The organism is Elusimicrobiota bacterium (genome assembly GCA_028718185.1).
GTDB lineage: Bacteria > Elusimicrobiota > UBA8919 > UBA8919 > UBA8919 > JAQUMH01.
Genome location: JAQUMH010000004.1, coordinates 199,898 through 225,942, shown reverse-complemented (window position 1 = coordinate 225,942; position 26,045 = coordinate 199,898). Strand labels below are relative to the sequence as shown.

19 protein-coding genes and 2 tRNA genes are annotated in these 26,045 nt (G+C 33.2%); 19 read left to right on the top strand and 2 right to left on the bottom strand.

Annotated features, from left to right (window positions below):
* The coding region (locus PHE88_07695) for a hypothetical protein (protein MDD5687695.1) at positions 1 to 212 on the top strand (212 nt) is incomplete at its 5' end.
* Positions 213 to 315: 103 nt separating this feature from the next.
* Here PHE88_07695 and PHE88_07690 read toward each other — a convergent pair.
* Complete coding sequence (locus PHE88_07690; protein MDD5687694.1) at positions 316 to 1,224, bottom strand: radical SAM protein; 909 nt, start codon at positions 1,222 to 1,224, stop codon at positions 316 to 318.
* A 400-nt stretch (positions 1,225 to 1,624) separates the two neighbouring features.
* Between PHE88_07690 and PHE88_07685 the strand changes: the two genes are divergently transcribed.
* The 10 genes from PHE88_07685 (at position 1,625) to PHE88_07640 (ending at position 18,913) form a co-directional block, all read left to right on the top strand.
* Complete coding sequence (locus PHE88_07685) at positions 1,625 to 3,199, top strand: tetratricopeptide repeat protein (GenBank protein MDD5687693.1); 1,575 nt, start codon at positions 1,625 to 1,627, stop codon at positions 3,197 to 3,199.
* Between the two features lie 10 nt (positions 3,200 to 3,209).
* Positions 3,210 to 4,427 (top strand): HD domain-containing protein, encoded by a 1,218-nt coding sequence (locus tag PHE88_07680; protein MDD5687692.1) that lies wholly within the window; start codon positions 3,210 to 3,212, stop codon positions 4,425 to 4,427.
* Between the two features lie 93 nt (positions 4,428 to 4,520).
* Positions 4,521 to 6,224: a ribulokinase gene (locus PHE88_07675; GenBank protein MDD5687691.1), complete on the top strand. Its 1,704-nt coding sequence runs from the start codon at positions 4,521 to 4,523 to the stop codon at positions 6,222 to 6,224.
* Positions 6,225 to 6,227: 3 nt separating this feature from the next.
* Positions 6,228 to 7,347, top strand: a protein-coding gene (gene prfB / locus PHE88_07670; GenBank protein MDD5687690.1) for a peptide chain release factor 2 whose coding sequence is annotated in 2 segments (ribosomal slippage) — positions 6,228 to 6,284 and positions 6,286 to 7,347 — 1,119 coding nt in all. Because the reading frame shifts where the segments join, the coding sequence is not laid out codon by codon here.
* A gap of 141 nt (positions 7,348 to 7,488) precedes the next feature.
* On the top strand, positions 7,489 to 7,854 hold the full coding sequence (locus PHE88_07665; GenBank protein MDD5687689.1) for a response regulator: 366 nt from the start codon (positions 7,489 to 7,491) through the stop codon (positions 7,852 to 7,854).
* 29 nt (positions 7,855 to 7,883) lie between these two features.
* Positions 7,884 to 9,326 (top strand): lysine--tRNA ligase, encoded by a 1,443-nt coding sequence (gene lysS / locus PHE88_07660; protein MDD5687688.1) that lies wholly within the window; start codon positions 7,884 to 7,886, stop codon positions 9,324 to 9,326.
* Positions 9,323 to 10,510: a lipoprotein-releasing ABC transporter permease subunit gene (locus tag PHE88_07655; protein ID MDD5687687.1), complete on the top strand. Its 1,188-nt coding sequence runs from the start codon at positions 9,323 to 9,325 to the stop codon at positions 10,508 to 10,510. The genes lysS and PHE88_07655 overlap by 4 nt, the downstream gene beginning before the upstream one ends.
* Positions 10,511 to 10,622: 112 nt before the next feature.
* Entirely contained in the window at positions 10,623 to 11,294 is a 672-nt protein-coding gene (locus PHE88_07650; protein MDD5687686.1) for an ABC transporter ATP-binding protein, read from the top strand.
* A 61-nt stretch (positions 11,295 to 11,355) separates the two neighbouring features.
* Positions 11,356 to 13,809, top strand: coding sequence for an ATP-dependent Clp protease ATP-binding subunit (locus tag PHE88_07645; protein ID MDD5687685.1), 2,454 nt, complete (start codon positions 11,356 to 11,358; stop codon positions 13,807 to 13,809).
* Positions 13,810 to 14,035: 226 nt separating this feature from the next.
* Entirely contained in the window at positions 14,036 to 18,913 is a 4,878-nt protein-coding gene (locus PHE88_07640) for a hypothetical protein (protein ID MDD5687684.1), read from the top strand.
* A gap of 209 nt (positions 18,914 to 19,122) precedes the next feature.
* Here PHE88_07640 and PHE88_07635 read toward each other — a convergent pair whose 3' ends face one another.
* Positions 19,123 to 20,481 (bottom strand): PHP domain-containing protein, encoded by a 1,359-nt coding sequence (locus PHE88_07635; GenBank protein MDD5687683.1) that lies wholly within the window; start codon positions 20,479 to 20,481, stop codon positions 19,123 to 19,125.
* A gap of 325 nt (positions 20,482 to 20,806) precedes the next feature.
* Between PHE88_07635 and PHE88_07630 the strand changes: the two genes are divergently transcribed.
* The 8 genes from PHE88_07630 (at position 20,807) to PHE88_07595 (ending at position 26,042) form a co-directional block, all read left to right on the top strand.
* Complete coding sequence (locus PHE88_07630; GenBank protein MDD5687682.1) at positions 20,807 to 21,070, top strand: GIY-YIG nuclease family protein; 264 nt, start codon at positions 20,807 to 20,809, stop codon at positions 21,068 to 21,070.
* Positions 21,071 to 21,124: 54 nt separating this feature from the next.
* Positions 21,125 to 21,199 (top strand) — tRNA-Arg (locus PHE88_07625).
* 42 nt (positions 21,200 to 21,241) lie between these two features.
* Positions 21,242 to 21,318: transfer RNA gene (locus tag PHE88_07620), tRNA-His, on the top strand.
* A gap of 372 nt (positions 21,319 to 21,690) precedes the next feature.
* Positions 21,691 to 22,881: a toxin-antitoxin system YwqK family antitoxin gene (locus PHE88_07615; GenBank protein MDD5687681.1), complete on the top strand. Its 1,191-nt coding sequence runs from the start codon at positions 21,691 to 21,693 to the stop codon at positions 22,879 to 22,881.
* A gap of 85 nt (positions 22,882 to 22,966) precedes the next feature.
* Positions 22,967 to 23,236, top strand: a complete 270-nt coding sequence (gene rpsO / locus PHE88_07610) for a 30S ribosomal protein S15 (protein MDD5687680.1) — start codon at positions 22,967 to 22,969, stop codon at positions 23,234 to 23,236.
* Between the two features lie 55 nt (positions 23,237 to 23,291).
* Positions 23,292 to 25,358: a polyribonucleotide nucleotidyltransferase gene (locus PHE88_07605; protein MDD5687679.1), complete on the top strand. Its 2,067-nt coding sequence runs from the start codon at positions 23,292 to 23,294 to the stop codon at positions 25,356 to 25,358.
* Entirely contained in the window at positions 25,274 to 25,774 is a 501-nt protein-coding gene (locus PHE88_07600) for an acetyl-CoA carboxylase, biotin carboxyl carrier protein (GenBank protein ID MDD5687678.1), read from the top strand. Before PHE88_07605 ends, PHE88_07600 begins: the two co-directional genes overlap by 85 nt.
* Before the next feature lie 67 nt (positions 25,775 to 25,841).
* Positions 25,842 to 26,042, top strand: coding sequence for a winged helix-turn-helix domain-containing protein (locus tag PHE88_07595; protein MDD5687677.1), 201 nt, complete (start codon positions 25,842 to 25,844; stop codon positions 26,040 to 26,042).
* The last annotated feature ends 3 nt before the right edge of the window (positions 26,043 to 26,045 follow it).

Below are 26,045 nucleotides of genomic sequence, written 5' to 3'. Positions count from 1 at the left end.
TGGCGGATGCAGAATTGATAGTATATGGAGCGACAGAGCCTACAGCAGCGCTAACGATAAACGGGAAAGCGGTAAAGTTGAATCCTGACGGGACATTTTCTATAAGGGTAGATTTTCCTGATGGTGAGAAAGTATTTGATATAAAAGCAGTCTCTGAAGATAAAGTAGAAGACCGCAAAATAAAGATAACAGCAGAAAGAAAAACAAAATAAACAGTTTATTGTTTTGTAGCAGCACCATCTCATGGTGCCATAAATAGTCAAAAATAATATAGACAACCGATTCTAATGTTCGTTTAGGTCGATTATAAAGTTGTTAGTTGGTTTTTAATTTCCACCAGTTATTTTGGTAGGAAATTATTTTTTTTCTTTCCAAAAGCCACAATTCTTTCAAAATAATTTTCTTATCTATACCGACAACACTTGCAATATCTACAAGTCGCATAGGTCTTCTTTTTAGCATCTCAAGTATTGTTTTTGAAGTGTTTTTTGTATTTGACTTAATTCTGGTATATTTTTTATCTATAATTAATTCACAGTGTTTCCCTAATGTCTTTTTAATTTCCATGATTTCATCCCAGTATAATGGTTCTGCATAGTTTTCAGATGGGGGTCTAAGAACTGTATTTAGATGTATTTTATCGGGTTTAATTTTTTGTATTGCCGTTTTAAGTGTTTTGATTTCTGTTTCTGAATCATTATAATTTTTTACGAGTAATATTTCAAGCCAGATTTTACCTTTAAATATTTCACTGAATTTTGATAAACCGTCAATAATATTTCTGATATTAAGTTTGTTGTGTGGTCTATTGAGTTCCTTGAAACTTAAAATAGCATCCAGTGAAGGTGCTACGATATCTGCTTCTAATAAATCATTTCTTACGTCTTTCCTGTAAAGTAAAGTTCCGTTAGTGATAACAACTATAGGGATCTTTGTAATTTTTTTTATTTCAGATATCATTTTGCCGATATTTGAATTTAATGTAGGTTCGCCGCTTCCGGAAAATGTCAGACAATCTATTTTGGTTTTTAATTTAAGGATTTGTTTTAATTCTTCAAGTATGGGTTTTACTGCAACATATGGTTTTCTTTGAAGTGTAAGGTCGGTTGTTCTTCCAATTTGACAGTAAATACAATCAAGTGTACATTTTTTGAAAGGAATAATGTCAATACCTAACGATAATCCGAATCTTCTTGATGGTATAGGTCCGAAAATATATTTCATGAGATAATCCTCACTCCTGCCTACCGTTAGGCAGGTTCGTTCAGAAACGTAAATGATAGCCAATTCAACGCGAATTGTCGCGAATTATTCGCATATATTTGCGTTCCTTTTTTATTTGCGTTCATTCGCGTTTACTACTAAGATACTATAAAATATCTTGACAGTTGTCAATAAAATTTGTATATTTAAATAGTTTGAAAATCCAAACAATTTCTGATTACACCGATTAAACGACAGATTATACAGATTATAGTTCGACAAGCTTACCACCTTGATAAAAGGCGAAAGGAAACACAATTTATAGTCATCTGTGTAGTCTCTTTTAAAATCTGCGCCCTTTGGTCCTGAGGCCTTCAGAGTCTAAGGATAATCTTGCGGCGAAGCCGCGTATTTTAACAATATGGCTGATATAAATGAAAGGCGAAAACATATAAGATTTCCTGTAATCGAAAATATTTCCGAACCGGTTGAAATTCATTTTTCACCGCCGTTTTTTCAGGAACCTATTATTGGGAAAATTGTAAAGATATCTGCGGGCGGGATTGGATTGATTATAAATGAACCGATACCGAAATATTTTATTTTTTCACTTTATATTCGTTTGAGGGGTATTAAATCTTTTGAAGTAAAAGGGAAGGTTATTCGTCTTGAAAAAGGTATAAGTCAATATGAAGTGGGGGTCCTGTTTACTGAAATAGATGAACCAACCGTTGAAATGCTGACTCTCCTTGCCGGGAATTATGATGGATGTATAAAAAAAAGAAGTAGTGAAGATAAAAATTATTGTTTTGAAGAGTGTAAGTTTAAAATATTGTGTAACAAAGAAAATAGATTAATTACAACAACTGATGGCGAAAAAGATACATCTGAAATAAGCATACAAAATATTCAGTCAACGACTATGAAGGTGGAAAAAGAAACGGAAGAGGAAGATTTACAGCAGATAGGTTTTTCGTCCGCAGCAAAAACACCTGATGTGAAATCAGTGATTAGGGAACGCAGTCGGGATAATATTCATCCAGGCTACTATGTGTTTTTGGGTTTTGTTTTTATTTTAATAGTAGGACTTTTCTCAAAAGATAAAATCACGGAAATTATTATTGCAAATGCTCAGAATAAATTTCTAGTTTCTAATTATAATTCGGCTGTAAGTAATTATAATATTGTATTAAAATATAAGCCGGACGATATAAATGTGCGTTTAAAACTTGCGGAAGTATATAACAAGATGAAAATGTATGCTAACGCTGAAAAAGAGTATGAGAGAATTGTTAAAATAAAGCCTGATATGTTTACTGCACTTATGGAACTTGGAAAATTAAATATAAGGTTTAATAAGGTAAAAGAAGCGTTTATTTGCATTAAAAAAGCAAACTATATTTTACCTCAAAACACAGACGCTAAGGTTTATCTTGGAGTTTGTTATGAAAAAGATAAGAATTATGACGAAGCGGTGAATGTATTTAAAAATATACCCTCTGATTTAAAATTAGAAGATGAAGTATATTTATCGATTGGTAAGGTTTACGGAGTTAAGGGTTATTATAAAAATGCAATATTATATTTAAGCAAGGCGAATTTACAAAAAACTGCAGTTGAATATTTTGAAATGGGAATAATGGAAAATGAAAAGGAACAAGACGAATCAATATTTAATTTTTTTAAAGCAATTGTCAGGAAAAATGATTTTGCACAGGCTTATGAGTGGCTCGGGCTTATTTATAGGAAGAAAGGATTTTATACTCCTGCAATTGAATGTTATCAGAACGCACTGAATATAAATCCTCAATCGGCGAGAATATTTTTTAATCTTGCACAGTTATATGCTCTTCAGGATGATACTTCAAAAGCAATTTCATTGCTTGGTAAAGCGGTTTCATTAGATAAAACATATGTTGACCTGGCAAAAAATTCATACGAATTCAGTGAGATGAAAAATAAAGTCGAATTTAAAAAAGTTCTAAAAAAGTTTTAAAGAGTAAAATATGTTATCAAGAGATTTTGAAAAACTGTTAAATGTTGGAATTGCACTTTCATCCGTTCATGATTTGGATACTCTTCTGGATATGATTCTTTCGGAAGCACAAAGATTGACGAATGCGGACAGCGGTTCCATTTATCTTGTGGAAGGCGATAAGCTTATTTTTAAGACAAGCCGGTCAAACACATATTTTAAAAGATGGGGCGAAAAGAAAACCCGTGAAATTTTTAAAAGTTTTGAGATACCAATAACAAAAAAAAGCATATCCGGGTATGTAGCTCTTACTTCCAGGTCGCTTAATATACCAAATGTTCAAAATATTCCTGCCGATACGGAATACCAGTACTATTCAACAATTGACAGGAAATACGGTTATGAAACAATTTCAATGCTTGTAGTCCCTATGCTGGGTTGTGACGATAAAATTATAGGAGTGCTTCAATTAATAAACTCTATGCGAGGAAATCTTGTTGTTCCCTTTACTAAGGCGCATCAAAAAATAACATCTTCTTTTTCTTCCCAGGCAGCGGTAGCAATTCAAAACGCTAAACTTACAAGTGATTTAAAAAGTGCCCATGTGGATACCATCTTTCGTCTTAGTGCAGCAGCGGAATATAGAGATAAAGAAACAGCAAATCATATTAAGCGGGTAAGTTATTATTCTGAACTTATAGCAGAAAAAAAAGGCTTTTCAAAAGAAGAAACAGATTTAATTTTCTGGTCGTCCCCTATGCATGACATAGGAAAATTGGGTATACCGGACTCAATCCTTCAGAAACCGGGCATACTTACTCCGGAAGAAAGAAAAACAATGGAACAACATACTGTTATCGGAGCAATGGTGTTAAAAGATTCTGAAGTAAACGTTATAAAGAAATCAAGAATTGTTGCATTATCTCATCATGAAAAAGTTGATGGTACGGGTTATCCGCAGCGGTTAAAAGGTGAGGAAATTCCTATCGAAGGAAGAATTGTTGCTCTTGCTGATGTTTATGATGCGCTTTCTTCAAAAAGGTGTTATAAAGAAGCATTTCCTGAAGAAAAAGTGATTAAAATACTTAAAGAAGAAAGCGGCAAACAATTTGATGCAGAGATTGTAGATATTTTTTTAGCGAATATTGATGATGTTAGAGAAATTAAAGAAAAATATAAAGACACAGAAGAAGATTTCGATAAATTTGTAGATTTAAAAAACATAAATATTTGCGACCTGTTGAAGTAGAAAGTGTAATTGCATAAGAAAAACCATCGCACTACCGCAATATCGCACTATATTGTTTCATCACACTATCTTTTAAATTGGGGGTGTAGAACGATGAGTAAAAAATATACAATCGGGGTAGATTACGGGACTAATTCAGTAAGAGCAGTCATAGTTGATATTGGTAATGGTGAAGAAATAGGTTCTTGCATATTTAATTATGAAAAAGGGATTGACGGGATAATATTAGATACTAAAAATCCTAATGTGGCACGACAGCATCCTGTTGATTATGTAAAAGGTCTTGAAATATCAATAAAAGGTGTTTTAAAATCTACAGGAAAAATTAAAGGATTTAATAAAGAGAATATAATAGGTATTGGTGTTGATACGACCGGAAGTACACCTATTCCTGTAGATGAACTGGGACAGCCTATCGCATTCAGTAAAGAATTTAAGAGTAACATTAATGCTATGGCATGGTTATGGAAAGACCATTCAGGTTATGCAGAAGCAGAAGAAATTACTAAGCTTGCAAAAGAACGTAATGAACCTTATCTGTCAAAGTGCGGCAATGTGTATTCTTCCGAGTGGTTTTGGTCTAAAATACTTCATTGTTCACGAGTTGCTCCTGCTGTTTTTGATGCGGCATATAGTTGGGTAGAGTTTGCCGATTATATACCTGGACTTCTGATAGGACGGCAAAAACCGACAGAACTTATGAGAAGTGTTTGTGCTGCCGGGCATAAAGCGATGTATAATTCACAATGGGGCGGATTACCATCTAAAGAATTTCTTGGAGTACTGAATCCAAAATTATCAGAACTTAGAAACCGGCTTTATACTAAAGCATATCCTGCCGGTGTTAAAGCTGGAACAATTTCTTCTCACTATGCTAAGGAGTTCGGATTAAGAGAAGATGTAGCGATAAGTGTAGGTGCTTTTGATGCCCATATGGGTGCCGTAGGTGCAGGTATAAAACCTGGTACATTGACTAAAATTATTGGTACTTCAACTTGTGATATGATGGTTGCACCAAATACAGAAAAGCTTGCGGATATTCCCGGTTTATGCGGTATTGTTGATGGTTCAATTATACCTGGATATTTCGGTTTAGAAGCCGGACAGTCAGCAGTCGGTGATATTTTTAATTGGTTTGTAAAGAATTATGTGTCACGGGAATATTTTAAAGTAAGTTCCAAAAAAACGGATTTACATCAGATTGTTACCAATAAAGCATCCAAATTATTTCCTGGAGAAAGCGGGCTAATTGCGCTTGACTGGAATAATGGTAACAGGACAGTATTGGTTGATGCAAAATTATCAGGCTTACTTATAGGGCAAACGCTGCATACAAAACCGGAAGAAATTTATCGTGCTCTTATAGAGGCAACAGCATTTGGGGCGAGAATAATTATTGACCGGTTTGAGGAATATGGAGTTAAGGTAAAAGAAGTGGTAAATTGCGGCGGTATTGCTGAGAAAAATCCTTTATTAATGCAGATATATGCGGATGTATTTAACAGGCCGATGAAGATTTCGCGGTCATCTCAGACTTGTGCTTTAGGCGCGTCAATTTTTGGTTCAGTTGCAGCAGGCAGGGAAAAAGGCGGGTACGATACTGTAGAAGAAGCACAGGCGGTTATGTGCGGTTTGAAAAGTGTTGAATATCAGCCTAATCTTGAAAATCACAAAATTTACCGGGAATTATTCGGATTATATAAGCAATTGCATGATATTTTTGGTACAAAAGAGTTCTCGTCTAATTTGTATCATGTAATGAAGACCTTATTGAAAATTAAAAATGGGGTAAGATAATAAATGTTATCAGAATTGAAAGAACAAGTCAAAAAGTTAATAAGTAAAACTAATAATATTGGGAGGTATCTTTGATGTAGAAAGTAAAAATAAAGAAATTTCGGATATCGAAAAAAAAACCTCCCAGCCAGACTTCTGGAATAATCCTTTTGAAGCCCAGAAAACAATGCAAAATCTAACCGCGTTAAAATCACAAATTACAAAATATGAAAAAGTAAGAAAAGAAATTATTGAAATTGAAGAATTGCTTTCTATTGCAGAAGTTGAAAGTGATACTTCAATGGAAAATGATATGAAAAATTCACTTGAAAAAATTGAATCAGAAGTTTCTTTAATGGATTTACAGCTAAAACTTTCCGGTGAGTTTGACAAAAACAATGCAATCGTATCAATTCATTCCGGTGCAGGCGGTACGGAAGCCTGTGATTGGGCGGAAATGCTTTTGAGAATGTATCTGAGATGGTCGGAAAAGAGAAGTTTTTCAGTTGAAATCGTTGATATCCTTGATGGTGAAGAAGCTGGCGTAAAATCAATAACATTTATAGTTAAAGGCGAATATGCTTATGGATATTTAAAGGCTGAGATAGGTGTTCACAGGTTAGTTAGAATTTCACCGTTTGACGCAAACAAGAGAAGGCATACATCTTTTGCCTCTGTTGATGTAATTCCGGAAATGGAAGACGATATAAAAATAGAAATTGCTGAAAGTGATATGCGAATTGATACTTATAGAGCTTCAGGTCATGGCGGTCAGTATCTTCAGAAAACTGATTCAGCGGTAAGAATAACACATTTACCGACAAATATAGTTGTTCAATCTCAGAATGAACGTTCTCAGTTTAAAAATAAAGGGACTGCTATGAAACTTTTAAAAGCGAAACTATATGAATTAGAACAGGAAAAAAAACGTGCAAAAGTAGAGAAACACTATGATGAAAAAGGAAGTATTGCATGGGGAAACCAGATAAGGAGTTATGTTTTTATGCCTTATCAATTGGTGAAAGACCACAGGACTGATTATGAAACAGGTAATATTTCAAAAGTAATGGACGGAGATATTGATCCGTTCATTAATTCCTACCTCTCGCAGAAGACCCAAAAATGCCTTGACAAAACCGTATAATTTTACTATAATAAACCGTTAGTAATAATACTTATTTATATACCCAAAATGTTCTTGAGGGCAATTTTGTTATTGAAATTACTATAGCAATTAGTTTGCAATGGCGGTTGTACTGTAATTTTATATTGGGGTGTTTGTTTTATGACAAAAAAAAAGGTACTTATTGTTGAAGATGAAATATCAGTTTCGGATTTATTAGTTTTCTTAGTTGAGAAGGATGGACACAAAGCTTTTACTGCTTATGATGGCGAGGAAGCGGTAAAATGTGTTATATCTTACAAGCCGGACTTGATTTTGCTTGATATAATGCTGCCGAAAATGGATGGTTACAGTGTTCATAAACGGCTTCAGGCAGATGAAAAAACTGCGAATATCCCGATAATTATAGTTACTGCTAAAACCGGTATGCAGGATTTATTTGGATTAGAAAAAAATATTGTTGCGTATATAGAAAAACCGTTTGACCCGAAAATATTAAGGGCAAAAGTTGCGGGTGTGTTAAAGTAAGGGATATTAAAGTAGGGGGTATTAAAATAATGGCTGAAGAAGAAATATTTACACAGCGTCTGGAAAAAATAGAGCAATTAAAAACCTACGGAATAAACCCGTACCCGAATAAATTTGTTGCTACAACAACAGCCGCAAAGATACTTAGTGAAATTCCTTCCGGCAACGTTTCAGCAGGAGGGAGAATTTTAGCTATCAGGAAAATGGGAAAAGCAGCATTTCTGATAATTGAAGATTTCTCGTCAAAAATACAATTATATATTAAACAGGATATTGTTGGAATTGAAAAATATAAAGTGTTTGAACTTTTTGATATAGGCGATTTTATCGGTGTTGAAGGTACCGTGTTTAAGACAAAAACCGGTGAAACAACAATACGTGTTGAAAAATTTGAATTATTATCTAAATCATTGAGAAGTCTTCCTGAAAAATGGCACGGATTAAAAGATGTTGAAACTAGATACCGTCAGAGATACCTTGATTTAATAGCAAATCCTGAAGTTAAGAATACGTTTCTTGTCAGAAGTCAAATAATTAATATTATAAGGAAATTTTTAGAAGACCGTAGTTTTATAGAAGTTGAAACCCCTATGATGCAGCCCATTGCAGGTGGTGCCGCTGCTAAACCATTCATTACTCATCATAATACATTTGATATTGATTTGTTTTTAAGAATAGCACCTGAGTTATATTTAAAGCGGTTAATAGTAGGTGGTTTTGAAAAAGTTTTTGAAATCAACCGCAATTTCAGAAACGAAGGTATATCAATAAAACATAATCCTGAGTTCACTATGCTTGAGTTGTATGAAGCTTACGCTGATTACAATGATATGATGAAACTTACAGAAGATATTTTTAGTGAGGTTGCAGTAAAGATAACCGGAAGTCATGAAATTATATACCAGAATGAAAAAATAAACATTAAACCGCCGTGGAAGCGTATGACAATGTTCCAGTCGGTGAAGGAATATGCGGGAATTGATACCGAAACAAGTACAGAATCTGAATTAAAAGAGTTTATTAAGAAAAAGGCATGGGAAATAGATTTGAAAAATCTTGATAAATTAAGCAAAGGGGAATTGATAAATATTATATTTGAAGAAGAGGTGGAAAGGAATTTAATCCAGCCGACTTTTATTATAGATTACCCGGTAGAAATATCTCCGCTGGCAAAACAGAAGAAAGACAACCCGGGTCTTGTTGAGCGTTTTGAACCTTTTATTTACGGCAGGGAAATGGGCAATGCTTTTTCTGAATTAAATGATCCAGTTGAACAGCGGAAACGTTTAGAAGAACAGGTGAAAGGCGGGAATGAAGACAAGTTAGATGAGGATTTTTTAATCGCAATTGAACATGGTATGCCTCCAACAGGCGGTTTAGGCATAGGTATTGACAGAATGGTAATGTTATTCACAAATTCACCATCAATACGGGATGTAATTCTATTCCCTTTGCTTAAACCGATAAAATGAATTTTGAAAGATTTATTGCATTAAGATATTTTTGGGCAACAAGAAGAAAGTTTTTCAGTGCGTTACTTACAATAATTTCTATTTCAGGAATTGCAGTAGGAGTCATGGCGCTCGTGATTACACTTTCTGTAATGAATGGTTTTCAGTCAGATATAAAAGAAAAGATTTTATCCTTAAGTCCGCATATTACGATTTACTCCGATTCGGAAATTCCAAAGGAAGCCATTAATTTACCCGGTATAAAAAATTCCTCAAAATTTGTTTATGGTCAGATGATTTTAAGAAAAGGCAGAAATGCCTCGGGTGTAATTGTAAAAGGGATAATTCCGGACGAAGAAAAGAACATAATTTCACTTGAAAAAACACTAAGAAACAGAAATATAAATGTACTAAAAGAAAAAACGGTTTTCATCGGTTCGGAACTTTCAAAAAATCTGCTGATTTCTATCGGTGATAAGATAATACTTGTTTCTCCTTTTGGTGAAACGTCTGCTTTCGGTATTATACCAAGGATGGAAATGTTTACTGTTGCTGATATATTTGAATCAGGTATGTATGAATATGATTCAACACTTGTATATTTAAATATGTCTGATGGGAAGCGGCTTTTTGGAAAAGATGGGATTATCGGAGTCGGGTTAAAGACAGATGATCTTTTCAAAGCAGATGAAATATCGCAGGCAATCAGGAAAAAATTAGATTTTGGTTATACAGTAAAATCATGGGGTGAAATGAATAAAAATCTTTTTTCGGCATTAAAACTTGAAAAATTCATGATGTTTTTAATATTAACTCTTATAGTTGTTGTTGCAACTTTCAACGTAATTTCCCTTTTAATTGTAACTACAGTTGAAAAAATACATTCAATAGGTATTCTGAAAGCAATCGGGACACAATCGACATCAATTATGAAAATATTTTTAAATCTTGGTTTTATAATTGGAATAATTGGTACAACAGTTGGTTGTGTTTTAGGTATTTTCGTATCGTTTATTTTAAAAAGATATAAATTTATAAAACTGCCTGCTGATGTTTATTATATTGATAGATTACCGGTAAAAATTGTTTTTTCAGATATACTCCTGATAGTTGTTGTTAGTATAATTATAACCCTTTTAGCGGCATCTTACCCTGCATGGAAAGGAAGCAAAATAGAACCAGGCGAAGCCTTAAGATACGAGTAATCGCAAATATTCGTGATGATTTATTCGTGAGTGTCATAAAATTCGTGATGATTTATTAGTGATATTTTTAAAAATTCGTGATAATTCGTGTTCCCGAACAAAGTGAGGGGTAATGAATAGTTTTATTATAAGAACGGAAAATATAGTTAAGAATTATATTAGTGATAAAGTAGAAATATCTGTTCTTAAAGGGGTTTCTTTAAATATAAAAAAAGGTGAAACCGTATCGCTTGTAGGTCCTTCCGGGGCAGGTAAATCAACGCTTTTGCATATTTTGGGACTTATGGATAGAGTTACTTCAGGAGTGATTTTTGTTGATAGTTTGGATAATGATACAGATGAAAAAACATTAACAAAATATAGGAATGAATCTATTGGTTTTGTTTTTCAATTTTACAATCTTCTCCCTGAGTTTTCTGCGATTGAAAATATTATGATGCCGTCAATGATTTATGGTGAAGATGAACAGTTATCAAAAAAGAAGGCGCAAAAGCTTATTTCTGAAGTCGGGCTTTCTAATAGAGCAAGACATTTACCTTCCGAACTTTCAGGCGGTGAAAAGCAGAGGATTTCAATTGCAAGAGCATTAATAAATTCGCCTAAAATACTTATAGCAGATGAACCGATAGGAAATTTAGATAAACAAACGGGAAAGAATGTAATGGATTTAATAATGCAGCTTCAGGCAGATTATAATTTTACTTTAGTAATGGCAACCCATAATGATGAGGTTGCTAACAGGTGTTCAAGAACATTAAAAATAATTGACGGGCAGTTAGTATGAGATTGTTTTCCGAAAGATTCCAACAATCTCTGTTAAAACTATAATTATTTGGAGGCAATTTATGTATAATAGATTTACTGAACGGGCTCAGCGTGCAATACGGCTTGCTCAGGAAGAAGCCAAAAGATTAAATCATGATTCCATAACACCGGAGCATATTTTACTTGGGCTCTTGGATTTAGATGATGGTGTGGCAGCAACGATAATATCAAATCTTGGTGTTCATACTTCGCGGATAAAAATTGAAATTGAGAAAACTCTTCCATTAGGTGATAATTTACTTCAATACGGTGAACTGCCTCTTACTCCGAAAGCGAGAAAAGTACTTGAATATGCTATTGAAGAAGCACAGAAAATGGCACATAGTTATGTTGGTACCGAACATATTCTTTTGGGGCTTTTAAAAAATCAGGAATTAAAAACTACAACAATTTTAGAGAATTTTGGACTTAATTATGATATTGTAAAAGAAGAAATAGCTAATATAATAGGCGATTCAACACCACCGCCTTTACCTCAGCATAGACATAAATCAAAAACACCTACTCTTGATGAATTTGGCAGGGACTTAACAGAACTTGCAAAAGAAGGAAAATTGGATCCGGTAATAGGCAGGGAAAGCGAGATTGAACGGTTAATACAGATTTTATCACGCAGAACAAAAAACAATCCGGTATTAATAGGCGATCCCGGTGTAGGCAAAACAGCAATTGTTGAAGGATTTGCCGAGAAAATTGTTTCACAGGAAGTGCCTGAGATACTTTTGAATAAGAGAGTTATTACGCTGGATTTATCCGGAGTTGTGGCTGGGACAAAATACAGGGGGGAATTTGAACAGCGGTTAAAGAATATAATTGATGAAATAAAACAGTCAAAAACCAATATAATTCTTTTTATCGATGAACTTCATACTGTAATAGGGGCAGGAGCGGCCGAAGGTGCAATTGATGCTTCAAATATGCTGAAACCTGCATTAGCACGCGGTGAATTACAGTGTATAGGTGCAACAACATTTTCAGAGTATAAAAAGCACATAGAACACGATGCTGCTCTCGAAAGAAGATTTCAGCCGATAACGGTAAATCCGCCTTCAGTTGATGAGACAATAAAGATTCTTCAAGGTCTTAAAGAAAAATATGAACTGCATCATAAAGTAAAATATTCTGACGATTCTATTGTTGCAGCTGTAAGGTTATCGGATAAATACATAACTGACAGATATCTTCCGGATAAAGCTATTGACTTGCTTGATGAAGCGGGTAGCAGGGTGCATCTTAAAACAACTTCGTTTCCGCCCGAATTTAAGGAAATTGAAGTTGAAATTGGGAATGTTGTTATAGAAAAAGACAAAGCAGTAAATTCTCAGGAATTTGAAAAGGCTGCAAAACTAAGAGATAAAGAAGAGATGTTAAGAGGAAATCTGATAGAAGAAAAAAAGAAGTGGCGCCAAAATATGAACCATATTAAACCCTCAATTACTGAAGAAGATGTTGCATCCATTGTTTCTAAATGGACTAATATTCCTCTTATGAAGCTTACTGAAAAAGAATCAGAACGCTTGTTGAAAATGGAAGATGAACTTCATGGGCGTATAATTGGTCAGGATGAAGCAGTTTCTTCAATATCGCATGCTATAAGGCGCACAAGAACGGGGCTTAAAGATCCTAAAAAACCAATAGGGACTTTTATTTTTTTGGGACCGACAGGTGTGGGCAAGACAGAACTTGCAAAAGTTCTTGCAGAATTTATGTTCGGTCAGGAAGATGCACTGGTGCGGTTTGATATGTCTGAATATATGGAGAAATTTTCTGTTTCACATCTAATAGGTGCTCCTCCCGGTTATGTCGGATATGAAGAAGGAGGACATCTTACGGATCAGATTCGACGCAAGCCATACTCGGTAATTTTACTTGATGAAATAGAAAAAGCGCATCCGGACGTGCTGAATATTATGCTCCAGATAATGGATACCGGTATATTAACGGATAATCTCGGGCACAAAGTTAGTTTTAAAAATACTATAATTCTGATGACATCAAATATCGGTGCGAGACTTATTTCTAAAGGTAAGTCACTTGGATTTTTAGTGCAGGAAGATGCACAGAAAGATTTTTCTTCAATGAAAGAAACTATAATGGAAGAATTGAAAAAAGCTTTTAATCCGGAGTTTTTAAACCGTTTGGATGATATAATTGTTTTTCATCCGCTTGAAAAAGAACATATGAGGAAAATATTGGACTTAATGCTTGAAAAAGTATCTAAAAAAACTAAACAGCAGGGTTTTGTGATTGAAGTATCAGAAAGTGCAAAAAATTTCTTACTTGAAAAAGGATTTGATTCGCAATATGGCGCCAGGCCACTAAATAGAATAATTTCAAAACATCTTGAAGACGGTCTTGCAGAAGAAATCCTTTCAAAAAAAATACCAAAAGGTACTAAAATAAAAGTAAATTATTCAGATGAACAAAAAACTTTTACATTTAGTTCAGTGCTTTCAGAAATGAAAACACAATAGAAAACAAATGGAACAATTTAAAAAAGAAGAACAACTCAGGGAAAGTTATTATAAGCGTTACGGCGTTGTGTGTAAAGATTCGTCGAAAACAAAAAAAACGTTAAAATCGTTAACAATGTCATTGATTGACATTTTTGTTCTTTTGAGGAAAAGGAAAAAGTAAGGTTTTCTTATGTTAGTTTTTGTTGAAATAGGCACAAAAACTATTTTTACGAAATTTAAATGAATGAAAAAAATAATTTTGTTTTTATTGCTGATAATAATATTGACAATTGGTGTATATTATTTTGAACGGCTCGAAATATTTACCACATCATTAAAATATCTTGCCCAGTCACAACTTACCGGTATCATAAAGAGCAATGTAAAAATAGAAAAAGCGACTTGGCTACCCTTCAACAAAATAATATTTAAAAAAATTGCTTTCGACGGTTTTTCATGCGATGAAGTAGTTGTTAGCTTCAACTTAAAAAAAATAAATAGAGGTATAAATTCAGTTGAAAAAATAACTCTTAACTCACCGAAAATCAACTATGGTATAATTAAGGAGCTGTTACAAAAAAGGACTCCCTCCAAATCAAAAAGCAAATCTCCGGTTTTAAGTATACTTATTAACAGCGGTGCGATATCTTACGATGGTTTTGACATAACGAACGTTTATGTTGAAGCAGTACCAAAAGGAAATATTTTTGCTATTAAATCAAATCTTTACATAGTGATAAAAGATAAAAGCTATTTTTCAGGTAATATGAAATTGGCAGGAACTATAAGTAAAGATTTGATGATGTTAAAGTTAAAATGTGAAGCAAATGATTTGGTTTTCAAACAAATAAAACCGTTTAATGGTAGCATTAACATTAATGGTGATATAAATAATTTAAATCTATCCGGAAATATGGAATCAGAAGAAGCTGTTGTCAAAATGAAGTCAAAATTAAATTTAAAAGACCTTAAATTTACGTCCTATTTATCCGGTAATATTTATAATCTGCAATCGTTTACCGGTAAACTTCTGTCATATACGACCTATCCTTATATTTTGGATGGACCTTTATCTTTTGACGGTTATTTTGAATTTCCGGATTTAAAACTAAATGTTAATTTGAATAAAGATTATATCAAATCAACAGACAACGCAATAAACATTAAGGATATGAAAACCAGCTTAAATTACTATAAAGATGAATGGATAATAAATTCTACTGCAACAGTTTTAAATAGTGATATTGTCCTTAATGGTAAAATATCAAAGGATATTCTTGACCTCTATTTATATGCCAATAATCTTAACATTAAGTCTGATTATTTTGCAGGAAAAATATCTTTAAGTACAAAGATATCGGGAACTGTCTCAAAACCAAAAATTGCAGGGAAAATAACTGCAAGTGAATTTGCAATAGGGCAAAAATCACCTAAAAGTGCATATGGTAAATATTTCTGGGAAAATGATCTCGGTTATCTGAAGATTAATGGTTCGGGTTTTTCGGTTAATTTAGAAGCTGATAAAAAGAAAATATCAAATTGTAAAATAAAATATGATGCAACAATCGTAACGCTTTCAGGGAAGTATGATAAAATTAATTTCAAAACAGAAAACATAGATGCTTCACTTTTTAATAAAAATCTTTCCGGTTTTATAAGTCTTTCGGGCCGTGTTTTAAATGTATTTTCAGGCAATTATAATTTTTATGCTAATTTTTTATCTCCACTTATTACGATAAACAGGAGTTCTACCTCAATATCCGGAATCATTTCATATTCCAAAGACAGCATGCACATACAGAATCTATCGCTTGATGGTTTGTCCGGGGATATAAAAATAATGCCGGATAAAAAAGAGACAACTGGTTATCTGACGCTATCGAAGTGCAATAGTAATCTTGTCTTTCCGTTTATCGGTATAGGTCCTGAAATTATATCCGGCAGCATATCAGGTAAAATAAATTGGAATGGCAGGATGAATAATCCAAATCCATATGGAACGATAGTAATAAATCATGGAAATATTATGAAAAATATTCCGTATGATTTAATTGTAACTTCCTTTGAAACTAAATTATCTAAACTTATAATTAGGGAATTGGTATTACAGCAAAAAGCGTCAAAAACATCCCTTAAGTTATCGGGGGAAATTGAAAATGATAGATTTAATCTTTCACTAAAGCTTAATGAGTTAGTGGTTGCAAAAAGAACAATTAGGGGAGATATAATGTTTTCAGGAGAAAAAACGGATAAAGACATATATTGCAAAATTGTTTCACCGAATTTAGCGATTGATAATATTTCTAATAAATTTTCAGCGACAGGAAGTTACAATTCCGAAAAAATTGTTTTAAACAAGATTGTTTGGGGTGATGCAATAAACGGTAATCTTGAATATTTTGTTCCATCAAAATATCTGTCATCAGATATAGATTATGAATTTGATACAGAACAATTGCTGAATAAAGATATAACGGGTAAAATTACGGGTAAAGTGACGATAAGAGGTAATGTAGGAACCCCTTCAGTTTTAACAGATTATAAATATCGGGGAAATATTTATAATCTGTTAACCAGGGGATCCGGGAAAATCCTGGTTAATCAAAATATTTTGAAAATAGAAGATACGAAATTTTTAGTTAATGGTTCGCAAGCTGAAGTTTCCGGTGAACTTGATTTGGGAAAAAGAGAGTTTAACGAACTAAATATTTCAGCAAATAACGTAAAAATGGATTCAATATATACTTTATGCAAAAGTACTCTGCCGGTATCAGGTGTTTTAAAAAATCTTGAAGTAAATATCGCCGGTGGTTTTGATAATCCGCAAGTTTCAGTCGGATATTCCGGAGAAAATGTATATATTGAAGATAAGATAATTGATTCTATTGATGGTAAATTTACACTATTGAATAAAAGGATTGTTTTTACAAAAGGGAATATTAAATGGGGTGAAGCACAAATAAGGATTCTTCCTGATACATATGTTGATTTCAAAGAAGAAATAGTTTTTAAAGTTATTTCGGAAATAAGAAATATTAAGTTGCCGGGAATCGTTTTATTCGGTGGTGTAATAGCAGAAGGTAGATGGAATAATTCAATAAAAGCCGACATTTCAACAAATGGCTTATGGCTGAATCAACTTCAACTTAAAAATGAAAAATACTATATTGAATATTCCAAAGGTATTTTAAATTTTATACCTGAAAATGGAAAGCCAACGCAGATAACAGGGATAATTGATTTTTCAAGACCGAATGAACTAAAAATATATAATTTTTCAATATTTGAGGCTGGAAAACGCTTGTTTTTCATAAATGGTTCGCAAAAAGATGATAATTTGGAAATAACTTCAGAGGGTTCAAATGTTTCGCTTGGTAATATACTAAATTTGCTTAATTTAAAAGTTGTTGCATCCGGAAATACAAATTTTAATGTAAAAGTTTCAGGCAAAATAAAAGATCCTGCAATTACATGCATCTTAAACTCAACTAATGGTAATATAGAGAATATTGGGTTTGATATTGCGTCACTTTTTTTTCAGATAAATGAAAATATCTTGGAACTGAAACAATTAAAAATATCTCAAAAAAATATTTTTTCAATTGAAGGTGAAGGTAAAACCCCGCTACCCCTAACAGCAGAAATGAAAGAAAAGCTTTCGGGATATCCGATAGACATATTATTGAAAGTGACTAACGGTAATATGGCAATACTTACTGCATTGTCGAAATCTGTAAAAAGTGCAAAAGGACAATTTTCAACTTTGCTTAATATAAAAGGAACTTTAGAAAAACCCGATGTCTCGGGTGAATTTAAAGCTACCGCAGATGAGATTTTAATGAAAGATATTTTTCGAAAATTGACAGATTTTAAATGCGGGATAATATTTTCAGGAAAAAAAATAGAAATACAGGAATTAAATGTTTTAGTTGAAAAAGAACCCCTTGTGTTAAGCGGTTATGCTGCAATTACCGATGGTTTTAATATCGGTGATTTTGATGTTCATATCTTTACTCCGAGTGACGGTATAGCAGTTATAGTTAATGATTTGCAGATTAAATCAGGAGGTGTCGGTAAAATAATCCCTGTAATTCCCGATATTGCTACTTTTTCTAATCCGTCAAAAGCAAAAGTAAAAGCAGATATGCGATTTTTTGGAACAACGGAATCATGGAATATTGACGGCTATATGAAGATTTCCGATGCAAAATTTACATATCCTGGCATTGGGGAAAATGAGGGAGCCTGGGATTTTTTAAAATTTGCGAATTGGAACCTTAAAATTGTTACCGGAAAAGATTGCTGGTATGAGAATGATTTTGCATCAGTTGAAATAAAAGGTGAGTTACTTCTACATGATAGGGGAGTTTCTCCTCATGTAAGCGGCAAAGTAGAAGCAGTGAGGGGTGATTTAAGTTATTTAGGGAGAGATTTTACGATAAAAGAAGCAGTTTTCGAAGCAGAAAAAAGCAAACTGTTTTTATCAGGGATTGCTGAATCAGATACTGAGGTAGAGAGCAGACGGGAAGACCTTGCAACTCACCAAATGATAATAGAGTATATTCCTGATACCATAATTTTAACTCTCGACAGAGGACCTCTTGAAAATGTTAAACCAAGGTTTTCTTCAAAAACAAATCCACAGATGAATGAGCAATTAGCGACTCAGTCTGCATTGGGATTAACAGATACAAAACAAAAACAGCCTTTTTCAGCAGAAGAGATTTCTAAAATGGTTGACACATTTTTAACGACACCATTTGTAAAATCGCTATTTAAAAAAATTGGTTTTATCGATAAATTTTCTATAAAAAGAGATACGTCGTCAATACCTCTTCCACAAGGGACACAACCGTCGATTGTGGACTTGTATAAAGGAACAAAACTTTCATTCGGACAATCTTTTGCTCGCGGACTTTCAGCTAATTACGGGATAAAATTTGATGAGTTCGAAAATAAACTTTCATTAACACACGAGATACAACTCTCATACCTTCTTAAAAATGGAATATTATTTACAACAATACAAGAACTGAATAAGGACCAGTATGGGGACAGGCAAAATAAATTTTTATTTGAGAAGTATTGGCGTTTCGGAGCAGAACCGGCAAAAAAAGAATAGAAAAGAGGATAGGGTTATAGAGTTATAGAGTTATAGGGTTGTAGGGTTGTAGGGTTATAGGGTTATAGTGTTATAGGGTTATAGGGTTATAGTGTTATAGAGTTGTAGTGGCAAAGCTTGCTTTGCCGATGTTTTTGTAGCAGTAAGATTACTATCTCACATCTTAATTCCAAATCCTGAGTGCTGAATCCTGAATCCTGTGTAATTAATTAAAACATAAATTTTACAAAAGATTTTGTTTTCTCTTCTGGAAAATTATAAGTTACGTTAAACATTCCGTATGAAATAGAAATATATAAAAATTTAACTGGTTGCCGGAATGGGTTATCATCTTTTTTGTTTATATATTTGTGGCTTTGAAAAACATTAAAGATATCATACAACGGATCATCTATTGTTGTTTTGACCGTAAAATCATTTGAAAAAAGCAGCTTACCGGCTGAATATTCAAGGTTTCTTTTTACTGTATCATATATGTCAAATGTGGAATATAAAAAATCTACCGGTTTAAATTCAAAAAAATTATAATATCCGTAGTATAATCCTGTGAAAACAGGTTTTACTTTCCCCTGAGCAACGCTTTCTTTTATTCCTTCAATAGATTTATTATCAGTAAATACAACATTGTAACCCAGGAAACCTATACCTTGGCTCATGTGCGTATTATTGCCGAAAACTTTAGTTTTCTTTAATTTTTTATTCAATGATTTATTTCTGTAAAAATCGTAGGGTAAAAAGTCAGAACTGTTTCCTACTTCAACAGCGTCAAAATCTAAATTTCTCGCCAGTTTAATTCCCAGTTCAGTTTTTTTTCCGGGATGCAATGCAATTGCTAATCCGCCCTGTTTGTGAATTTCACGTATTGTTTCTTCAGCTGTCATTCCTTTTTCTATATATGTGTTAATGAATATAGCGCCTATGTGCGAGCCGTCATTTACGGAAATTTCTTCTGCGGGTATAATGATAAAATCCGGGTTTATTGTTTTTTCCTTTTTTAAATGCTCAGAAATTTCAATAGTTCTTCTGACGCCGTCCATTCGATTGTGGTCTGCAATTGCAATTGCTCCAAAACCTTTTTCGCTGGATTTTTTTAATAAACTTACAATATCAGATGCTGAATCGTGTGAATAAACAGTGTGTATGTGGAAATCACAAATAATTCCGTTGTCTGCTTTTAGCTTTTTGGAATTAATAATATCAAATGCCAAATCAGTATATAATTCCATATCTAAATATTTTTTTTCTTTTAATAAAATATCAGGTAATTGTGATAATTCTGCAAAGTGAAAGATATTTAAAGAAATACCGTCTGCTGTTTTGTTAAGCAACAGTTTTCTGTCGTCCACCATTTTGTAGAACTCATTTTGCTGTACGTATAATTCATCAACCTGTTCCTCATTGACTATTGTAGAGTATCTGTCTTTTTCATTAAAATTATAGTTTTCATCTAAATAAAATATTCTATCATATTTTATATGGTCAGATACATAATCTGTATTCCTTGATACTAGAAGTGATTTACTGAAAAAAAATATGAGTAAAAATAAAAGTGTTGTTTTTTGCTTCATAATTTAAATTATATTAACATAGTTCTGTAGTATAATTAAGGATTATATTAATATATTCCATAGGTATAATTAAGGATTATATTAATATAGAAAGCGATGTCAATAAAAATTATGAAACGGAATCAAAGTTTAAATTAGTATTTTGATAAATTATTTAGGAACATATTGTCCTTTTTTTGTGGGGTTACATTTTCTTGACTTGAAATTAAAAAATATGTATAATTAAAAACTTAGATTAATAAATATAAAACATTAGAAAGTGCGCCTGTAGCTCAGACTGGATAGAGCACTCCGATTTTTAATCGGAGGGGTCAAATGTTCAAAAATGTTCAAAGTTTATATATTGCGAAGTTTAAAAGATAGTAAATATTATACAGGGAGTACTGGAAATTTAAAAGATAGATTAAAAAGGCATTTTGATGGAAGGTCGTTAGCAACGAAGAATAGACGACCCTTAATATTAGTTTACAATAAGAGTTTTTCAACAAAAATAGAAGCTTTAGATTTTGAGCTGTACATAAAGAAACAAAAAAGCAAATTTTTTATTGAAAGATTGATTAGTTCTGCACTTATAGCTCAGACTGGATAGAGCACTCCGATTTTCAATCGGAGGGGTCAAATGTTCAAAATGTTCGTAGAAAGTGCGCCTGTAGCTCAGACTGGATAGAGCATCTGCCTTCTAAGCAGAGGGTCGCGTGTTCGAGTCACGCCAGGCGCAAGTTAAAACAACTTAAGTAACTTATAGTTATTAGTTATAGTGGTGGGCGTAGCTCAATTGGTTAGAGCGCTTGGCTGTGGCCCAGGAGGTTGCGGGTTCAAGTCCCGTCGCTCACCCCATATAATGAGTAATATTTGTTATAAAAATTAAAGGAACTAAAACAAAAAGTATTTGAAATGAAATTAAAAGGTGTGTTTAATATATGTTTTATAGTGATAGTGACTATAACTATTATTTCGGAATATAGGAGACATGATCTGTTCTCGAGTATTGGTTGGACTGTTGCTCTTGTATATTTTTTAATGTACATAGACGAAAAAAAATAATTGTTGAGTAATCACCGGTATGTTGCTGCAGTATTTAATTTCGGATAAATATTAATCGATGATTCCATGTCATAAAGTATCAAATAAGTATCTTATTTTAATTTAAATCATGTAAAATATTTTTTTCAAGTAGAATTCCCTGATTAAGATGTAAAGGATAAAATCGTGAAGGAAATAATAGTATTTTTGTCAATAATATTAATTTCAACTGGTCTTTTTTCGGAAGTTACAAGAAAAGTAATGCAAAGATATACTGGTGGTAAAATTGTAAAGAAGGTCATTTACTATGATAACGGAAAAGAAGTAGCCAGAGAATTTAATTATTATAATGAAACTATTGAAAAAACCGGAAGAATACCGGATGGTGTAGTAAAGGAATATTACAATAGCGGTCAATTGAATATGGAGATGCATTTTAAGGATAATAAATTAGATGGAATTACAAAGAGATATTCAACAAAAGATAGCAAGTTACAGGAAGAATGGAATTATAAAGACAATAAACGTGAAGGTCAAAGTAGATTGTATTATGATAATGGTAAAATAAAAGAAGAGAAAAACTACAAAAATGACAAATTAGCAGGGATAAGCAAAGTATATTATGAAAGTGGTCAGTTATTTATGGAAGAAAATTACATAGATGGCAAACGTGACGGCATAGTTAAAGTATATGCTGAAAGTGGACAGTTAATTAAAGAGTGGATTTATAAAGATGATAAACGGGAAGGTATAAGCAGAGGATATTATGAAAGCGGTCAGTTGTTTGTTGAAGAGAATTATAAAAATGATAAACGTGAAGGCATAAGTAAGGGATATTCTAAGAGCGGTAAGTTGCATGGTGAGTGGAACTACAGTAATGATAAACAGGATGGAATAGGCAAAGTATATTATGATAGCGGCAAATTGCACGGGGAGTGGATGTACAGGAATGATAAATTAGAAGGTATAAGTAAAGTTTATTTCGAAAGTGGCAGATTGCAGGGAGAGTGGAATTATAAAAACAACAAGCAGGAAGGTATTAGCAGAGAATATTTTGAAAGTGGCAAATTGCAAAATGAGTGGAACTATAAAAATGATAAACGTGACGGCACCGGAAAAGAATATTATGAAAATGGTAAGGTAAAAGAAGAAAAGAATTATAAGGGCGGTAAACTGGAGGGTATCAGCAGGGGATATTATGAAAACGGACAACTAAGAGAAGAACAAAATTGTATTAATGATAAGCGGGAAGGGGTAGGTAAAATATATGTTGAAGACGGCAGTATTTTATATAAAGATAATTACAGAAATGATGTAAAAATAAATAGAAAAAAATACAATAAAGAAGGTAAGCTTGAGTTTAGTCAGGATTATTAGCAATTATAAATTTAATGCTAAAATTACAGATATAACTTGATTTATTTTTTTTATTTTATATAATAATGTTAACGGAGGAAAAAATATGATTGAAAAATCAAGAAAAAGAAAGATTTTGGAAGAGTTTAAAATTCATCCAACTGATACCGGTTCGCCTAATGTTCAGATTGCAGTTATGACAGACAGGATTAATCAGCTGAGTAGTGAACATTTTAAGAAAAATCCTAAAGATCATGCATCAAGAAGAGGTCTTCTTATGTTAGTTAGTAGAAGAAGGCAACTTTTGAATTATCTGAAGAAGAATAATCCGAAAAGTTATTCGGAAATTATAGGAAGACTTGATATTCGGAAATAGTGTTTTTCGGAAAAACCACAAACAGTAATGTATTTGTGGAAGGATTAAATAAAAAATGAAAGAAATTAAAATTAGCATTGATGGTAAACCTCTTATATTAAAAAGCGGTGAATTAGCAAAACAATCGTCAGGGGCAGTGATGGTTCAGTACGGTGACACAATAGTTTTGGCGACAGTGAATTCAGCATTAACTTTAAAAGAAAATGTTGATTTTCTGCCGCTTACTGTTGACTACCGTGAAAGAACTTATGCCGCAGGGAAAATTCCCGGCGGATTTTTTAAAAGAGAAGGAAGACCTCGCGAAAAAGAAATATTGACTTCAAGAATAATTGATAGGACAATAAGACCTCTTTTTCCTAAAGGATATTTTTACGAAACGCAAATCATAATTACGTTGCTTTCATCAGATATTGAGAATGATTCGGATGTGCTGTCAGTAATAGGTGCCTCCGCGGCACTCATGCAGTCGGATATTCCTTTTGTAACACCCGTTGGTGCGGTTAGGATTGCCAGAATAAACGGAGACTTTGTTGTAAATCCTACATATTCACAAAGAGAGTTATCTGATGTTGACCTTATAATTTCTGCTACTGAAAAAGGCATTGTAATGATGGAGGGTGGTCCTAACGAAATAGATGAAGATACTATATTGTCGGCAATAAATTTCGGGCTTAAATATATACCTGAAATAATCAATTGCCAAAGAGAATTCTTAGCAACAAACAAAAGGACTACAGGTGCTTTGGAAATTGATAATACAATAAAATCTGAAATAACCCGGAAATATAAAGAGAAAATTGAAATAGCGGTAAAAATACATGAAAAAAAAGACAGGGAATTAAAGCTTGCTGAAATAAAAGCAACAGCAAAGTTGGATTTTCCGGAAAAAGAGAACATTGTTGAGAAAATTATTGAAGAGTTGGTTAAAGAAGTAGCGCGTTATTTAATAATAAATATGGGTGTCCGGTCCGATGGTAGAAAGCCTGATGAAATAAGACCTATCGATTGTAAGTTAAGTGTATTACCTCGCACACACGGGTCTGCGGTTTTTACACGCGGACAGACACAGGCACTGGTAACCGCAACACTGGGAACACCTCAGGATATGCAGATAATGGACGAGCTCGCAGGCGAATATAAAAAGAGATTCATGCTTCATTATAATTTCCCGTCATTTGCTGTTGGAGAAGTTAAACCCGAAAGAGGACCGGGGAGACGGGAAATCGGTCACGGAGCTCTTGCGGAAAAATCACTGGAAAAAGTGTTACCTTCAGAAGAAACTTTCCCATATGCAATAAGAATTGTTTCAGATATTCTTGAGTCAAATGGTTCATCGTCAATGGCGACTGTTTGTGGCGGTTCGCTTGCACTAATGGATGCCGGAATTCCGATAAAAGCGGCAGTTGCAGGAATAGCGATGGGTCTTATGATAGAACGGGACAAGCATGTAATATTAACTGATATACAGGGGCTTGAAGACCATTTTGGAGATATGGACTTAAAAGTTGCAGGAACCAGGAATGGTATTACAGCTATACAAATGGATATAAAAATTGAATCTATTGACATGAAGATTCTTGAAGAACTTTTTCAAAAAGCAAAGATAGCAAGATTGAAAATATTAGATATTATGGATAAGACGATATCGAAACCAAAAAGCGAGATGTCATCTTATGCACCCAAAATGATTACTTTAACGGTGAGTATTTCAAAGATAAAAGATGTTATTGGTTCCGGTGGTAAAACTATAAGGAAGATAATCAGTGAAACTGGTGCCGAAGTTAATGTTGAAGACGACGGTAAAATATTTATATCAGCAGAAGATGAAAAATCATTAAATCATGCTAAACAGATGATAGAATATCTTACTGCGGACGCTGAGGTTGGTAAATTATATAAAGGCAAGGTTGTTTCAATAACAAACTTTGGGGCTTTTGTTGAAGTACTTCCCGGTAAAGACGGATTAGTTCATATTTCGCAGATAGAGGAACAGCGGGTTGAAAAAGTGGAGGATGTTTTAAAGATAGGTGATGAAATATGGGTGAAAGTAATGGAAATAGACAAACAAGGCAGAATCAACCTCTCCAAGAAGCAGGCAACGAGAGAAATGGCAAAAAAATAAAAGAAATAGAAGATATTATTTCAGCATATGATTTTATGAAAGTTGAAGGACTTTCTGAAATTGAATTCGATGCTAATAATATCAAATTTCATATTAAGAGAAAAGTAGACAGCATCATACCGCGCAGTCACCCTGTTGTTGTTGAACACGAACAGGAAAAAGAAGAAATTTCTGATGCGGCAAGTATTAAGTCGCCGCTTTCAGGAACTTTTTATTGTTCACCTAAACACGGGGAACCGCCTTTTGTCAATGTGGGTGATGTTGTGGAAGAGGGAAAAACTCTTTGCATAATTGAAGCTATGAAAATTATGAATGAAATAAAAGCAGATTTTAGTTGTAAAATTATAAAAATACTGGCTGTTAATAAAAAATCTATTTCCAGCGGCGAAGTGCTTTTTTTGGTAAAACCCGTATAAGAATTTGATAGAATGTATATAAATGCACATAAACGTTGTAGTAAAATGTTTAAGGAGGTTATGTATTATGTTGCAAGAAATTGGTTTAACTGCCGGCGATATCTGGAAGTATCTTGAAAAGAACGGTGAGGTGTCAGCATTAAAATTAAAATCGGCATTGGGAATTACCAATACTGTTTTATATATGGGTATCGGTTGGCTTGCACGTGAAAGTAAGATTAGTATAACTGAATATGCAAAAGGTTACAAAGTATCAATAAATAAATAATAA